This window comes from Amycolatopsis sp. NBC_01480 (genome assembly GCF_036227205.1).
GTDB lineage: Bacteria > Actinomycetota > Actinomycetes > Mycobacteriales > Pseudonocardiaceae > Amycolatopsis.
The window spans coordinates 9,806,472-9,821,289 of sequence record NZ_CP109442.1; the positions used below are offsets into that span (position 1 = coordinate 9,806,472).

14 protein-coding genes are annotated in these 14,818 nt (G+C 71.0%); 2 read left to right on the forward strand and 12 right to left on the reverse strand.

Annotated features, from left to right (window positions below):
• Window positions 1-38: 38 nt before the first annotated feature.
• The gene (locus tag OG371_RS45750) at window positions 39-245 is read right to left on the reverse strand and encodes an antitoxin (RefSeq protein ID WP_329063764.1); all 207 of its coding nucleotides are present in this window, start codon (window positions 243-245) and stop codon (window positions 39-41) included.
• Window positions 246-391: 146 nt separating this feature from the next.
• Between OG371_RS45750 and add the strand changes: the two genes are divergently transcribed.
• The gene (gene add, locus OG371_RS45755; RefSeq protein WP_329063766.1) at window positions 392-1,375 is read left to right on the forward strand and encodes an adenosine deaminase; all 984 of its coding nucleotides are present in this window, start codon (window positions 392-394) and stop codon (window positions 1,373-1,375) included.
• Here add and OG371_RS45760 read toward each other — a convergent pair.
• The 3 genes from OG371_RS45760 to OG371_RS45770 all read right to left on the reverse strand — a co-directional run bounded on the left by OG371_RS45760 (window position 1,353) and on the right by OG371_RS45770 (window position 4,155).
• The gene (locus tag OG371_RS45760; protein WP_329063768.1) at window positions 1,353-2,741 is read right to left on the reverse strand and encodes a vWA domain-containing protein; all 1,389 of its coding nucleotides are present in this window, start codon (window positions 2,739-2,741) and stop codon (window positions 1,353-1,355) included. The genes add and OG371_RS45760 overlap by 23 nt on opposite strands.
• A complete protein-coding gene (locus OG371_RS45765; protein WP_329063770.1) occupies window positions 2,738-3,619 on the reverse strand; it encodes an AAA family ATPase in 882 nt (293 codons plus the stop codon). The genes OG371_RS45760 and OG371_RS45765 overlap by 4 nt, the downstream gene beginning before the upstream one ends.
• Window positions 3,620-3,819: 200 nt before the next feature.
• Window positions 3,820-4,155, reverse strand: a complete 336-nt coding sequence (locus tag OG371_RS45770; RefSeq protein WP_329063772.1) for a hypothetical protein — start codon at window positions 4,153-4,155, stop codon at window positions 3,820-3,822.
• Between the two features lie 311 nt (window positions 4,156-4,466).
• Between OG371_RS45770 and mgrA the strand changes: the two genes are divergently transcribed.
• Window positions 4,467-5,495 carry an L-glyceraldehyde 3-phosphate reductase gene (mgrA, locus tag OG371_RS45775; protein ID WP_329063774.1) on the forward strand — a complete coding sequence of 343 codons (1,029 nt, stop codon included), beginning with the start codon at window positions 4,467-4,469 and terminating at the stop codon, window positions 5,493-5,495.
• Window positions 5,496-5,579: 84 nt separating this feature from the next.
• On the opposite strand, the gene OG371_RS45780 is transcribed toward mgrA, so the two are convergent.
• From OG371_RS45780 to OG371_RS45815, 8 genes are all read right to left on the reverse strand, one after another.
• Entirely contained in the window at window positions 5,580-6,746 is a 1,167-nt protein-coding gene (locus OG371_RS45780; RefSeq protein ID WP_329063776.1) for an HNH endonuclease signature motif containing protein, read from the reverse strand.
• Window positions 6,747-6,976: 230 nt separating this feature from the next.
• On the reverse strand, window positions 6,977-7,954 hold the full coding sequence (locus OG371_RS45785) for a PucR family transcriptional regulator (protein WP_329063778.1): 978 nt from the start codon (window positions 7,952-7,954) through the stop codon (window positions 6,977-6,979).
• Between the two features lie 431 nt (window positions 7,955-8,385).
• Window positions 8,386-8,841, reverse strand: a complete 456-nt coding sequence (locus OG371_RS45790) for a (2Fe-2S)-binding protein (protein WP_091616857.1) — start codon at window positions 8,839-8,841, stop codon at window positions 8,386-8,388.
• A 28-nt stretch (window positions 8,842-8,869) separates the two neighbouring features.
• Complete coding sequence (locus OG371_RS45795) at window positions 8,870-11,140, reverse strand: xanthine dehydrogenase family protein molybdopterin-binding subunit (protein ID WP_329063782.1); 2,271 nt, start codon at window positions 11,138-11,140, stop codon at window positions 8,870-8,872.
• 284 nt (window positions 11,141-11,424) lie between these two features.
• Window positions 11,425-12,474, reverse strand: a complete 1,050-nt coding sequence (locus OG371_RS45800; protein ID WP_329063784.1) for an ornithine cyclodeaminase family protein — start codon at window positions 12,472-12,474, stop codon at window positions 11,425-11,427.
• The gene (locus OG371_RS45805; RefSeq protein WP_329063786.1) at window positions 12,471-12,620 is read right to left on the reverse strand and encodes a hypothetical protein; all 150 of its coding nucleotides are present in this window, start codon (window positions 12,618-12,620) and stop codon (window positions 12,471-12,473) included. The genes OG371_RS45800 and OG371_RS45805 overlap by 4 nt, the downstream gene beginning before the upstream one ends.
• Window positions 12,617-13,369, reverse strand: a complete 753-nt coding sequence (locus OG371_RS45810) for an ABC transporter substrate-binding protein (RefSeq protein WP_329063787.1) — start codon at window positions 13,367-13,369, stop codon at window positions 12,617-12,619. Before OG371_RS45810 ends, OG371_RS45805 begins: the two co-directional genes overlap by 4 nt.
• A 19-nt stretch (window positions 13,370-13,388) precedes the next feature.
• Window positions 13,389-14,801 carry an MFS transporter gene (locus OG371_RS45815; protein ID WP_329063788.1) on the reverse strand — a complete coding sequence of 471 codons (1,413 nt, stop codon included), beginning with the start codon at window positions 14,799-14,801 and terminating at the stop codon, window positions 13,389-13,391.
• Between the last annotated feature and the right edge of the window lie 17 nt (window positions 14,802-14,818).

The following is a 14,818-nucleotide window of genomic DNA, read 5'->3' on the forward strand; positions in this document are numbered from 1 at the left end:
GCGCACCTGGCCACCTGCCTGACTGGTGCTCGGCCGGGTCAGTGCCCGGGACGCGGCTTGGTGACGTCGCTGACCTTGCGGACCGCGCCGCTGAGCTGGCTGTGGTACTTGCCCTTCGTCTTCTCGTCGACGAAGGTGGCGGCCTTGCCCACGACCTGGTTGACCTTCTCCGGGTTCTTCCGCGCATAGGACTGCACGACGCCCGCCGCGCCGGCCAGGATGGCCAGGCGTTTCATCAGTGCCATGAGTGATCCTCCCGTTGTTCCTCGTCCGTCCAACGACCGGCGGGTACCCGCGGTTCCCGGAAGCCGAACATTCCGGACATCGGCGCCGGGCCGGGGCACCAGAAAATCAGGCGCCGTCGCCGCGCCGCCCCGGCATGATCACGGGCATGCGCGACCTCGCCGCCCTCCCCAAGGCGCACCTGCACGTCCACCTCGAAAGCACGGTGCGGCCCGGCACCCTGCGTGAACTGGCCGACGCCAATGGAGTGCCGCTGCCTGCTGAAATGCCGGTGTTCGACGGGTTCCGCGCGTTCGCCGACCACAACTCGCTGATCCGCGCCTGCCTGCGCCGGCCGGAGGACTTCGAGCGGGTCGCGCGGGAGTTCTGCGAGGACGAGTTCGCGCAGGGCACCCGCTACGCCGAGGTGACCTTCACCGCCGCCTCGCACGGGGAACGGCTGGGGGACCTCGAAATGCCGCTCGCGTCCGTCCTCAAAGGACTGTCCGAAGGCGGCGCGCGCACCGGACTCGAATGGCGGGTGCTGCTCGACCACTCACGACGGCGGCCGGTGGCGCGGGCCGAACGCACGCTGGACCTGGCGCTCCGCCACGAGCGCGTGGTCGGCCTGGGCCTGGCCGGTGAGGAGCGGTACCCGCTGAAGCCGTTCGCGGCCGTCTTCGACCGGGCCCGCGAGGCCGGCCTGCACCTCGTGCACCACGCCGGGGAGGACGCCGGGCCCGGCAGCATCCGCGAGGCCCTCGACCTCGGCCACAGCGAGCGGATCGGCCACGGGATCCGGATTCTGGAGGACCGCGAGCTGGTCGCCGAGGTGCGTGAGCGCGGCGTCGCGTTGGAGCTCTGCCCGGCGTCGAACGTCACGCTCGGGCTGGTGCCCTCGCTCGCCGCGCACCCGCTCCCCCGGCTGGTCGACGCGGGCCTGGCCGTCACGCTGAACACCGACGTCCCGTCGGTCACCGGCACCACGCTCACTGACGAGTTCGCCCGCGTCCGCGCCGCGTTCGGCTACGACGGCACCCGGCTGGCGGCGATCGCCGCCGCGGGCGTCACCGCTTCGTTCGCGCCTGAGGCCACGAAAACGGCGCTGCACCAAGGGATTTCGGCCTGGCTCACACCGGGAGCAGGCGCGTGACGAGTGCGCTCAGCTGCTGCACCGTGCGGCACTCGTGCATCTCGACCAGCTCGGCGTAGGCGAGCGCGGCCGAGTCGCCGGTGGACCACAGCGCGCGGCGCTCCGGGTTGAGCCAGAACACGTGCCGGGCGCGGTCGCGGACGGTGCGCAGCGCGTCGAGGTTCGGGTCGCCGCCGTTGGTGCGGGCGTCGCCGAGCACGAGCACGGAGGTGCGCGGGCCGACGGCGTCGAGCCAGCGGTCCGCGAACTGGCCGAGCGCGCCGCCGTAGTCGCTGTGCCCGTCCCAGCGCACCACGGCCGCCTCGCTCAGGATGCGCGCGCCGAGGTGCTCGGGGTCGGCAGTGCCGGTGGTGACCAGGTGTGTGACCTCGTCGGTGCTGTCGACGAAGGCGAACACCCGGATCTTGCTGAACTGGTCCCGCAAGGCCTGCACCAGCAGCATGGTGAAGTTCGCGAACCCGGCCACCGAACCGGAAAGGTCGCACAGCAGCACGATTTCCGGCCGTCCGGGCCGGCGGTGCCGGTACGCCGGGCGCAGCGGCACTCCGCCGGTCGTGAGCGAGCGGCGCAACGTCCGCCGCAGGTCGATCTGCCCGCGGGTGGTGCGCTTGCGCCGCGCGGCCAGGCGGGTGGCGAGCTTGCGGGACAGCGGCTGCACGGTCCGGCGCAGCTCGGCCAGCTGTGCGCGGCTGGCGATGAGGAAGTCGACGCGGTCGGCGGCGGGCGCGATGGCGTGTTCCGCGACCCGCTCGCGGCCCCGGACCTCCGCCGCCCGGCGGCGCGCTTCCGTCCGCACCTGGCCGCGAAAACCCTCGACGCGGCGGCGGATCTCGTCCCGGGTGAGCCGGTCCGTGAACGCTTCCCCGGTCTCCTCAGTCTGGGCGCCGCCGCCGGCGCGCAGGGCCGCGAGCACTCGCGCGATCAGGGTCTGCGGCTGGAGCCGGTCGAGGGTCTGGTGCGCGGAGAAGCCGCCGCCCGGCCCGGACCCGGCGCCGTACTGGCCGAGCATGTCCACCGCGAGCCCGGCGAGCTGCGCCAGGGTCTGCTCGTCACCCTCGGCGAGCGCGGCGCCCAGCGCGTCCCGCAGCTGCTGGAGGTCACGCGGCCGGTCTTCGCGCGCCAGCTCCGGCGTCCCGACCCCGGCCGGGAAATACAGGTCGAACGTCGCGTCGAACACCGCCCGCTGCCCGCCCCGGCGCACCAGCGCGGCGGCGAGCCCCTCGCGGACCAGCTCCCGGTCGTCGAATCCGAGCACCTCGAGCGCGGAGGCCGCATCGACCGTCTCGCTCGGCCCGGCCGGGATGCCGTGGGCCCGCAGCGCCCGGACGAAGCCGGTCAGCCGCTCCGTGACGCCCGGCGCGGTCACGACGCGTCCAGCACCTGGTCGAGCTTGAGCCCGGCCCCGGCCTTGACGATGTCGTCCTGGTGCTTGAGCACCACGCCGAGGCTTTCGCGCACCACCTGCTCGTCGAGCGTGCCGGCGCCCAGCTCCAGCAGGGTGCGCGCCCAGTCGATGGTCTCCGCCACGGACGGCAGTTTCCGCAGGTCCATCGCCCGCAGCGCGGCGATCACGCGGACCACGGAATCGGCGAGCGCGCCGTTGATGCCCGGCACCTTGAGCCGGACGATCCGGCGTTCCAGCTCCTCGTCCGGGAAGTCGATGTGCAGGAACAGGCAGCGCCGCCGCAGGGCTTCGGACAGCTCGCGCGTGGCGTTCGAGGTGAGCACGACAAACGGCTCCCGCGTGGCGGTGATCGTGCCCAGCTCGGGGACGGTGACCTGGAAGTCGCCCAGCACCTCGAGCAGCAGGCCCTCGACCTCCATGTCGGCCTTGTCGGTCTCGTCGATCAGCAGCACGGTCGGCTCGGTGCCGGAGATGGCGGTGAGCAACGGGCGGCGCAGCAGGAACTCCTCGCCGAAGATGTCGGTGCGCGCGTCTTCCCACGTCTCCTCGCGCCCGGCGGTGATGCGCAGCAGCTGCTTGGCGTGGTTCCACTCGTACAGCGCGCGAGCCTCGTCGATCCCCTCGTAACACTGCAACCGCACCAGCCGCGACCCGCTCACCGCGGCGACCGCCTTGGCCAGCTCGGTCTTCCCGACCCCCGCCGGCCCCTCCACCAGCAACGGCTTCCCGAGCCGATCAGCGAGGAACACGGTGGTCGCCACCGCTGTCGAGGCGAGATAGCCGGCCTCGGCCAGCTTCGCCGACACATCGTCGACGGAGGAGAAGAACCCGGTACCCACGCGACCTCCTAAGCGATTGCTTACCCCATTATGCGGGACGGGTCGCCGGGTTCCGTTTGCCAGGTGAGTTGCACGCTCGGTAGCCGGTTTCTCGCGGTCGTCGCACCTTCGCGGTCACTGCTTTGCGGTCACTGGCTTGCGGTGGGTGACATCGGCTCGGATCTTTCGGAGCGCGGCCGGGGCTCGGCCAGCACGGGCGGCTACCGATGCCAGCCGATGTGCGGCCCGTGCACGTCGCAGCCGCTGAGCCCGCAGCTCACCCCCGGGCCGGACACGTACCCGTTCCCGGGCGGGTTCACGTCGATCCCGCCACCGCCGCCAGTGCCGGTATCGGTCGGCAGCGGCTCCTCGGCAGCCGGTTCCTCCGGCGACGTCGGATCGCTGCTGCCCACCTCGGACGGAACCGAGTAGCCGGCCGGGGTGCCGGTGTTGTCAGCACCACCGCACGCGTTGGCGACCGCGCCGATGAGGCCGAACACGACCACAACACCGAGCACCGCAGGCGACAGCGTCGTCTTCTTTTTCGATCTGGCCATGATCATGCCTTTCTCCTCGCAGGCGACTCGACCTACCGGCGAAGCGCCACCGGGTGGGCACCGGATGGGCAGCGCGGTGGTGGCGAGCCGGAACAGTGGTCGGTAGTCCCGCTCGGGCTCGGGTTTGTCACGCATCTCAGGACGCGTTCACCCGTTCAGCCCACAAGGATCACTACGCTCAGCCACTGCTGTCCGGGCTCTCTGCCGGGCTCGACGGGCGGCCGTGGTCCTTCGCGGCGAAGAGGCGGGAACGTCGGCCAGGCAACCGCCGCTACACGGCAGTCTTGCGTGAAACGGCTAGCATCCCGGGCGTGACCTATGTTGCGGCGACCAGCCGATACGACTCCCTGCCCTACCGCCGCTGCGGGCGCAGCGGGCTGAAGCTGCCGGCCATCTCGCTGGGGCTGTGGCACAACTTCGGGCACGACCGTCCCTTGGACGTTCAGCGGGCCATCACCCGGCGCGCGTTCGACCTGGGCATCACGCATTTCGACCTGGCCAACAACTACGGGCCGCCGTACGGGTCGGCCGAGGAGAACTTCGGGCGGCTGCTCGCGACGGACTTCAAGCCCTACCGGGACGAGCTGATCATCTCCACCAAGGCCGGGTACGACATGTGGCCGGGCCCGTACGGCGATTGGGGCTCGCGCAAGTACCTGCTGGCCTCGCTCGACCAGTCGCTGGGCCGGATGGGCCTGGACTACGTCGACATCTTCTACTCGCACCGCGTCGACCCGGAGACGCCGCTGGAGGAGACAGTCGGCGCGCTCGACCGGGCCGTGCGCTCGGGCAAGGCGCTGTACGTCGGCATCTCCTCCTACCGCTCCGAGCGCACCGCCGAGGCCGCCCGCCTGCTGCGGGAGCTGGGCACGCCGCTGCTGATCCACCAGCCCTCGTACTCGATGTTCAACCGGTGGACCGAGGAGGACCACCTGCTGGACACGCTGGAGGACGTCGGCGCCGGCTGCATCGCGTTCTCGCCGCTCGCGCAGGGCCTGCTGACCGACCGCTACCTCAAGGGCGTGCCCGAGAATTCCCGTGCCGCGCAAGGCAAGTCGCTCGACCCGGACACGATCACCGAGGACAAGCTGGCGAAGATCCGGGCCCTGGCCGAGATCGCCGCCCGCCGCGGCCAGTCCCTCGCCCAGCTGGCCCTGGCCTGGGGCCTGCGCGACCCGCGCATGACGTCGATGCTCATCGGCGCCAGCAGCGTCCGCCAGCTGGAGGACAACGTCGCGGCCCTGAAGAACCTCGACTTCACCCCCGAGGAACTCGCCGAGATCGACAAGTACGCGACCGAAGCGGACATCAACCTCTGGAAACGCTCCAGCGACGCTTGACCCGCGCGGACACGGGTTTTGAAGGCTCGCCCGGGTCACGGCCGGAGATGATCCGGTCGTGACCCGGCGAGTGCGGGTGTCCGCTCAGAGGTGGAAGGTGTTGCGCCTGGGTCTTCGCAGCGGGTCGAGGTAGTCGGGCGGGATGAAGTCGGGCTTGCCGTCGGTGCCCATCCGGATTTCCCAGTCGCTGTTGTGGACGAGCCGGTGGTGACGTTCGCAGAGCAGCGTCAGGTTGCCGAGATTCGTTGGCCCGCCGAGGACCCAGTAGACGACGTGGTGGCCGTCGCAGTGTTTTGCCGGGCTCCCGCAGCCGGGGAACGTGCAGCCGCGGTCGCGCAGGGTGAGCCGTCGGCGCAGCCCGGTGGTGATGAGCCGTTTCGCCCGGCCCAGATCCATCGGCTCGCTCTCGGTGCCGAGGACCGCGGGGATGATGGCGCAGTCGCAGGCCAGTCTCCGCGCTTCGGCCGCGGAGATCGTGCCGCCGCCCTCGATCGCAGCGGTCCCGATCCCGGATTTGAGTGCCTCGTAGTCGACGGTGACTGTCACGTGGACCCGGTCCCCGCCGTGGGTGGGGAGTTCGTCGGCCGCCATCGCCAGCCGGGCCAGCTCGACCAGGGCATCGGCTTGGCGTTCGGCCAGGCTGCGGGTATCGCGATCCCCTTCGGTCGCAGAACCCAGTGCTGCCAACGGATCCAGCGCTGCCCGAAGACGAGCGTAAGCCAGACCGTCCAAGACGCCCTTGATCTTCGCCGAACCGTCACGGTGTTCCTGAAACGACAGCTCCCGCGCCGGCCGCGCAGGCGGATCCTCCGGCTCAGGCCCGTCGGGATCGAACGTGTCGACCAGCCGCTCTCCGGCTCGGGCGACTTCACCGGGACTCGTCTCCCGGGCCAGGTCGACCAGGATCTTCTCCGCCCCCGCACGGTCCTCTTCGGACACGGTGACGGGGATCCGCGCCATGACCCTCGCGATCACCTCGACATGGGCCGGGCTGATCACACCCTCACACGCAACGCTCCCCGCGAGCGGCGCGGTCACGGGAATCTCGGTCCCGTCCAGCCGATGCGACACGTTCACCGCGTGCGCTCGCCGCACGATCCGCCCCGCGTCGCGCAGCCCGATCCGGGTCAGGTCGTCGAGCCACGCCGCCGCGGAAGAATAGCCATAAGTCGCTTTCACCCCTTCGGTTTCCACTTTGGCGATCACGGCGCCGACCAGCGCGTCGCATTGGTTCGACACCTGGATCAGCAACCGCGCGAGGACGGCAGTCTGCACTCGGTCGGCCCGCCGGATTTCGGCGAGGTCGGGGAGCTGGATCGTGGTTCTGGACACCCCTTGAGACTACCGTGATTCGAACACCTATTCGATACACGTTCGGGTGTATCTCAGGGTCGGTCCGGCAGAGCCTGCGACCGGGCCCGGCCAAGCGGCGGCCCCGGGCGAGGGCGTCCGTGTCCGCAGCAAGCCCCCGCCAGACCCGGTCAGCCCCCGTGAGTAGGCCGCGGCGAAGGCAGGTGCGCCGTCTCCGGGAACAAGTGCAGTGCCCGCAACGCCGCGCCCAGCTCGGCGATGTCCGCCGGGTCCGTGAGCGAGCGTCCGAGTTCATCCGTGATCCGACGCAAGCGGTGGCGGATTGTGTTGGGGTGGCAGAACATCCGCTCCGACGTCAGCTTCGTCGAGCCCTGGCAGTCGAACCAGGCGCGCAGGGTCAGGAGCAGTACGTTGCGGTCGTCGCCGGGGAGGTCGAGGATCGGGCGGAGGACGTGGTGCGCCAGCTGCACCGACGCTTCCGGCGCGCTCGCCACCAGGCCCGCGAGCGGGGATTCCGTGAACTGCACCAGCCCGGACGCGCCGGGCGCCAGGCTGGACAGCGCCACGCGCGCGAAGTGCAGCGCCCGCGCCGTGTTGCCCAGCCCCGAAAACACCGGGCTCATCCCGACGCGGCCGACCGGCTCCGCACCCGTCAGGTCCACGATCACCTTGGCGGCCAACGGATCCCGCATCGAGACGATGCCGACCTGCAGGTCCGGCGTCAGGCGCCAGGCCGAGGCCTGCTGGGCCGCACGCAGCCGCTGCTCGATCTGCGGCAGCGGCTCGTGGCCCAGCCGGGGCGTCTCCGCCGCGACGACGACGAAGGTGCCGTCCAGCGACAGCTCCAGCACGCGGGCGATGTCCCACAGCTTGCCCTCGGTCGCGGCGCCGCCGGCGAACAGGGCCTCGACCAGCGCCGAGCGACGGTTCTGGTGCGCCACAACAACTTCCGCGGACGTGTCGCGGTAGGCGAGGGTGAGCGCGTCGGCATAGTCGTCGATCAGGGCCCAGATCGCGGACGTCACGGCCACCAGACCGGCCAGGTCCTGCTGGTCCCCTTGCGCGGTGAGCGCCACGAACCGATGCCATATCTCGGTGAACCCGATCCGGTAAGCACGCAGCACCTCGGGCAGCGGCGCGCCCTGCAAGGCCCGCGCGCGACCGCCGGCCCGGGCCTGCGAGAGGTCGGGTGCCTCGCCGCCCTGCAGCGTGCAGCACGAACTCGATGTTGACGCGCACGGACTTGCGCAGCTCGGTCCGGGTCAGGAACCGCTGCTCGTGATAGACCGGGATCTGCTCGAGGATCTGCCGTGTGGTGGCCTCGACCAGCTCGGGCAGGTCCCGCTCGACCTCCCCCGCCAGCGCGGCGACAACCGGGGCGAGACCGCCGCGAAGCGCAGTCCGGTAATGCATAGCTGCCCTCCAGGCCGGGCGAAGCCCGTGACCGTGCGGGGGCTCTTCGTCGAGCCCGCCGGGAAGGACAGCTAACACGACCATCGCCGCCACGTCCGGGTGAAAGATGACAGACTCCGCGGATGCGGCAAGAAACCTGTAGCACTTGCCGCATCCGCGGAACAGCTCACATCTTGGCCGCGGCCGCCTTGATCGCCTCGCGGATCCGGAAGTACGAGCCACAGCGGCAGACGTTCTGGATCGCGTCGATGTCGGCGTCGGTCGGGTTCTTCGTCTTCTTCAGCAGCGCCACCGCGGCCATGATCTGGCCCGGCTGGCAGTAGCCGCACTGCGCGACGTCCTGCTCCAGCCAGGCTTCCTGCACGGGGTGCAGCTTGTCGCCGTCGGCCAGGCCCTCGATCGTGGTGACCTGGCGGCCCTCGCACTCCGAAACCGGCGTGACGCACGGGTTGATCGCCTCGCCGTCGAGGTGGCTGGTGCAGGCCTTGCAGACGTTGATCCCGCAGCCGTACTTGAGGCCGCGGACCTTGAGCTTGTCGCGCAGCGCCCAGAGCAGCGGCAGGTCGGCGGGCGCGTCCACGGTGACGGTCTTCCCGTTCACCGCGAAGCTGTATTGGGGCATGGGGAACTCCTCGTGGCAGGGGGGACGGTCAGCGGGGGAACGGGTCGAAGTCGACCGGGAAGTTGATCGGGAAGCTGCGCGGCTTGATCCCGGTGGCGCGGGCGTACGCGTTGGCGATCGCGCCGACCGGCGCCGGCAGGCCCAGCTCGCCCGCGCCGCCGATGTCGCTTCCGTTGGCGGGCATCACGAAGATGTTCACCTCGGGCGGCGAGTTCTTCTGCCGCGCGTAGTGGAACTGCGAGTAGCTGCCTTCCAGCGGCAGGCCCTTGTCGATGTGCAGGCCCGCGGTCAGCGTGGTCGAGATCGCGTCGGTGAGCCCGCCGAGCATCTGCGACTGCAACCCGCGCGGGTTGACCGGCTTGCCGACGTCCACCGCGATGGTGGCCTTCGTGACGCGCGGGTGCTTCGGGTCGCGGGCGTCCATCTCGACCAGGCAGGCGGCGTACGACTTGTACTCACCGTGCACCGCGATGCCCTGCGCGAAGCCCTTCGGCATCTTCTTGCCCCACTCGCCGAGTTCGGCGACCTTGTCCAGCACCGCCTTCTGCCGCGGCTCCTTGATGAACTCGCGCCGGAACTCGAGCGGGTCCTTGCCGAGTTTCGCGGCGATCTCGTCGACCATGATCTCCTCGGCGCCGCGGGTGTTCGCGGAGTACACCGAGCGCCACGCCGAGGTGTGGAACTTCAGCGGCACCTCGTTGAGCAGCTGCGTGGTGACCCCGAAGTTGTACGGCGACTTCACGGTCAGCAGGAACACCGTCTGTGCGAAGCTGAGGTTGCCGCCCACGGGCAGCTTCGCGGCGAACGCGGTGAGGATCTCGCCGAGGCCGTGGCCCCAGTCGGTCTCGACGCTGGCCACTCGGTGCTCGAACGTGAGCACCTGGCCGAGCGCGAAGGTCGCGCGGATCTTGTGGTGGCTGGCCGCCCGGGCGCGGCCGTGGCGCATGTCGTCGATGCGGCTCCACATCAGCCGGACGGGCTTCTTCATCGCCTGCGAGATGTGCGCGGCCTCCAGCGCGGCGTCGAAGAACAGCCGGCGGCCGAACGAGCCGCCGCCCTGCTGGACGTGCACGGTGACCTTGTTCTCCGGCAGCCCCAGCTCCTGCGCGATGGTCTGCTTCGCCACGATCGGCGACTTGAGCCCGGCCCAGATGGTGGCGCTGTCCTCGCGGACGTCGGCGACCGCGGAGTTCGACTCCATCGGCGCGTGGCTGACGAACGCGAAGTCGAACTCGCCGTCCACGTACTGCGTCAGCAGCGGCGGCACCACGAACGGCAGCGCGGCCGCCTGGAGCTTCTTCTGGATCGACGCGTTGTCCTCGCTGTCCACGGTGCCCGCGTTCCAGGTCACGTCGAGCGCGTTCTTGCCGTCGAGCGCCTGGCCGAAGGTCTCCGCCATCACCGCGACGCCGGTGGAGACCACGGCGAGGTCGATGATGCCGGGCATCGCGCGCACGGCGGCCTCGTTGTTGACCTTCTTCACGGTGCCGTTGATCGTCGGCGGGCGCCGGACCATCACCGGCATGGCGCCGGGGATGTCGAGGTCGAGCGTGTAGACCTGCTTGCCGGTGACCATGGCCAGCGCGTCCTTGCGCGAGGTCGGCGTGCCGACCAGGGTGTGCGCCGCCTCGGCCTTGGGCTGGACCGGCGTGACCGGCAGCGCGGCCCGCGAGGCCGGGCCGGCCAGCTCGCCGTAGGAGGCCTTGCGCCCGTCCGGGGCGCGCACCAGTCCGTCGCGTGTGGACAGTCGCGCCACCGGCACGTTCCACTGGGCGCCGGCCGCGGCCACCATGCGGGCCCGGGCCGTCGCCGCGGCCGAGCGGATCGGGTCGTACAGCGACCGGATGGTGTTCGAGCCGCCGGTGAGCTGGTTGAACAGCAGCTCCGGGCGGGCGTCGGAGAGCACCACGTCGACCATCTCGAGCGGCAGGTCCATCTCCTCGGCGACCAGCATCGCGGACGCGGTGTTGATGCCCTGCCCCACTTCCGCGCGCGGCAGCTGCAGCCGCACGTGCCCGTCGGTGGTCACCTCCAGCACGAGCATCCCGGACGTCGGCGCGCACGAGAGCGTCAGCACGTCGCCGAGGTCGAGGATGTCCGCGGGCTGCGGCAGGGTCGGCACGGCGGCGTCGGCCGCGGCGGGCGCGAGGGCGTCGAAGGACAGCTTCGTGGCCACGGTCAGCGTCGGGGCGGCGACCAGGTAGGTCAGGAAGCGGCGGCGGCCGACCCGCCCCTCGTCCGGCGCGTCGTCCGGTGCGGCCTCGCCGTGTTCGCCGGGGCGGGTGACAGGACTGGCCATCGGGAATCCCTTCGGGGCTCGCGCGGGCACGCACCGCTGCACCGGCGCAGCCCGGACGGGTGGAAACGGGGAAGTCGGGGGTAGGACGCGGGTCACGCTAAGCACATGACAGAACCGGCGCAACGCGCAGTAGTCATGTCGACTGATTTGTGTGACGAGGTGACAGCGCGCGGACCCCGAATGTGCGCCGTGCCACAGTCGCCACTGGTCGGAACGGCCGCGCGCCCTCCTGCGGACGGCGGAACGGCGGCTAGGCCTCAGCCGGTGAGGAGGGCGAGCGGCCGTCAACCTGGCTGCAGTGATGAACACTCTGCGGGCGTTGCCCGGAACCTTGCCGATGCGTGAATCGGCCGGTGCGGTGTTTCGCCGGAGGCGGCTTGCAGAGCGACCGCGGCGAAGGCGAGATCCTGCAGGGCGATGCCGACCGAGTTGAACAAGGTGATCTGCCCGGGCCCGGTCCGGCCTGGCACCAGCGCGGCCAGCACCGCGCCCAGTTCGAGCCGGAAGTCCTCCTCGGTCGTCGTGCCGTCCCGCAGCGACAGCAGTGCTTCGCCCGACTTCCGGAGCTGGACGCCGGTGTTGTCGACGAAGACGGTCGCCCGGGCCATGCCGGCGGAGTCGATCTCGCGGTGGTCGGGCCGGGGCGGCGCGCCGACGGCGTTGACGTGCAGCCCCGGCCGGAACCATGCGCCTTCGACGACGGGGACTCGTGACGGCGTCAAGGTGCAGACCACGTCGGCCGCCTCGACGACCTCGCGCGGCCCCGAAGCGGTGATCACGGCGAGGGCCCGGGCGCCGTCCGCGTGTTCCCGCCGGCGCAGCGCGCGGCGGAACGCGCTGACCCGGGCCGCGGAGCGGGACCAGACGACGACGGTGTCGATCGACCGGACCATCCGGACGGCGGCGACGTGCTCTACCGCGAGGGGTCCGGCGCCGACGAGTCCCAGGACCCGGGAATCGGTGCGGGACAAGGCATCCGTGGCCACGGCGCTGGCGGCCGCAGTTCGCATCCGCGTGCAGGTCCCGCCGCTCATGACGGCGAGGCGGGCACCGGTCCGGGCGTCCAGCACCACCAAGGTGGACTGCTGGGCGGGACCGTCTTCGTCCCGGTTGGCGGGCGCGTCGGCGAGGACCTTGACGACGGTCAGCCCGAGGCGATGGGAGGTCGCCACCATCGGCAGGACGATGGTGGCGCACGCCGTGGGACTGATCGCCGGCACCGGCTGCTCGGCCTGCCCGAGGGCGAGGGCGATGTGCGCGGCGCGGACGGCGTCGATCACTGCACCGAGGTCGACGAGCTCGGCCAGGGCGTCGTCCGGCAGGCCTGTGGTCACCGGTAGGCCTTCATGAAGCTGTCGTCGGCCAGCTCGCCGTAGCCCGGGATCCGGGTGAGCATGGCGCTTTCGGCGAGCATCCGCATCCACCGGTCACTGCCCGCGGGGTCGATCGCGACGGTCTCCCAGACCGCGCTCCCGGTCATCTGACGGGTGGCGTCGCGCAGGATCCCGAGGTCCTTGCCCGGCCAGCGCGCGGTGAGGATCCCGTCGATCGTCTCCGCCGGTGCCGAGGGCAGGCGCTGCATCGCGGCGTCGATGCAGCCGACAAGCGGGTGAACCGGTCTCGCAGCTCTTCGACGCGATCGGTGCGGCAGTAGTAGACGCTGTTGGGCATGATCCCGCCCTGCTCGAGGTTGCGGAACACGATCCGCCCCTGGCCGGTGGCTTCGAGTTCGAGCGCCGAGACGAGGTCCAGGATGATCGCGTCGCCGAGCCCGGCGCCGAACAGCTCGACCAGCATCGGGGTCGAGAGGTCCCGGACGAAGGTGACCTCGTCCGGGTCGGCGCCCGCTTCCCGGATCAGCCCGGCGGTGACCGCGTAGGGCGCGCTGCCGCCGATGCCGGGCGCGAGGACAACCTTGCCGGCGAGGTCGCCCAGGGTGAAGGCGTCCGGGGCGCCGCGGTGCACGATCGCCTTGGGCGCCTGGTGGTTGAGCTGGCAGATCACCGTCAGCGCGCGGGCGGTGCCGGCGTACATGCCGGGCACCCAGAGCCCGCCCAGCGCGAGGTCGGCGTCACCGGAGGCCAGGTCGTCCAGGACGCCGGTCCACGGGTCGCAGGCGCGGGCGGTCACCGACAGGCCCGCGTCGCAGAAGAGGCCGGTCGTGTCGGCGAGGTACTCGGGCAGGTAGTTGAGACCGTTGGCGGTCGCGGAAATGCGCAGTGTTTCCAAGGGTTTTCTCCGTTTCGAGTCAGGCGGGGGCGTCTTCGTTGATCTGTTCCAAAGTCCGGGCGCGGGTCTCGGGAGCGAACCGCGAAGCCAGGACGAGCAGGGCGTACATCACCGCGACCATGCCGAACACCCCGGTGAGGCCGAACGCGGCGAAGAGGGCGACGGCGAGGAACGGCATGACCGCGCCGGCGATGTTGCCGATGCCGTTGACGATCGAGGTGCCGGTCGCGCGGATCGACGTCGGGTACAGCTCCGGCGACCAGACCGCGAGCGTCGTGTTGGTGATCATCGTGAAGAACTGGAAGAGGGCGCCGAGCACGAGGATCAGCACGGTCGAGTCGCCGAAGGCCGCGAACGCCGCGGCCGTGACGCAGCCGAGCGCGCCCGCGCAGCCCACGGCGCCGCGCCGGCCGACCCGCCCCGCCAGCCAGGCGGCGGCGCAGGCGCCGAGCAGCGAGCCGACGTTCATGATCATGGTGAACAGCAGGCTGTCCGAAATGGAGTAACCGCGCTCCACGAGCAGAGTCGGCATCAGGAAGTTGAGTGTCACCTGCGCGCCGAAGGCCATCCAGGAGGCGGCACCGATCGAGAGCGTGCGAGGCAGCACGGCGCGGGCGAAGACCGCTGCGGGAGAGGACTTGAGCTGGCGTACGGGCACGTCCGCGGTCGTCAGCGGGCCACCGGCGGTCGTTTCCGTGGTGTGTTTGAGGGAGCCGGACGCGAGGATCGCGAGCGAGCGGTTGGCGTCCTCGACGCGGCCCTTGGCGAGCAGGAACCGGGGCGTTTCCGGGAGGCGGCGCCGGTAGAGGACGACGAGCAGCGCCGGGAGCGCGAGGAACAGGAAGGTCCAGCGCCACACCAGGTGGTCGCCGCCGAGCGCCGGGGCGAGCGGGCCGAGGAGCAGGAAGAACAATCCGTAGGACAGGAAGTTGCCAACGCCGCCGGAACCGATGTTGAGGGTCGCGACCAGCGCGCCCCGGTGCCGGGTGGCGACCATCTCGGCGAGCATCGCGATGCCGATGGTGAACTCGCCGCCCAGCCCGACGCCCACCACGAAGCGGCTGGCCAGCATCATGTCGTAGTTCACGGCGACCGCGCTGAGCAGGCCGCCGAGGGTGTAGAGCAGCAGGTTCAGCGACAGCGACGCACGTCGGCCGTACCGGTCGGCGAGCCACCCGCCGGCGAGCCTGCCGGCCAGCCCGCCGAGCACGGTGAAGGTGTTGATCGTGGTCAGCTGGGTGTCGGTGATCCCGAGCGAGGCTTTGAGGTTCGCACCCATCGCGCCGACGGAGTTCTGCTCGAGGGTGTCGAAGAACATCCCGGCGAGGATGAGCATGAGCACCCAGAACTGGGCGCGGCTGAAGCCGACGCGGTCGAGGTGCAGGGCGAGGGTGCCGGAGGCAGCGCGCTCCGGGCTGTGGGTCGAGGCCATGGGCTGGGCTCCCATCG

What these genes read in the sequence shown, in the direction of transcription:
- OG371_RS45750 (WP_329063764.1), bottom strand. Translation starts at nt 245, where the DNA reads ATGGCACTGATGAAACGCCTGGCCATCCTGGCCGGCGCGGCGGGCGTC.
- add (WP_329063766.1), top strand. Translation starts at nt 392, where the DNA reads ATGCGCGACCTCGCCGCCCTCCCCAAGGCGCACCTGCACGTCCACCTC.
- OG371_RS45770 (WP_329063772.1), bottom strand. Translation starts at nt 4,155, where the DNA reads ATGGCCAGATCGAAAAAGAAGACGACGCTGTCGCCTGCGGTGCTCGGT.
- OG371_RS45790 (WP_091616857.1), bottom strand. Translation starts at nt 8,841, where the DNA reads ATGCCCCAATACAGCTTCGCGGTGAACGGGAAGACCGTCACCGTGGAC.
- OG371_RS45795 (WP_329063782.1), bottom strand. Translation starts at nt 11,140, where the DNA reads ATGGCCAGTCCTGTCACCCGCCCCGGCGAACACGGCGAGGCCGCACCG.
- OG371_RS45805 (WP_329063786.1), bottom strand. Translation starts at nt 12,620, where the DNA reads ATGACCGGGAGCGCGGTCTGGGAGACCGTCGCGATCGACCCCGCGGGC.
- OG371_RS45815 (WP_329063788.1), bottom strand. Translation starts at nt 14,801, where the DNA reads ATGGCCTCGACCCACAGCCCGGAGCGCGCTGCCTCCGGCACCCTCGCC.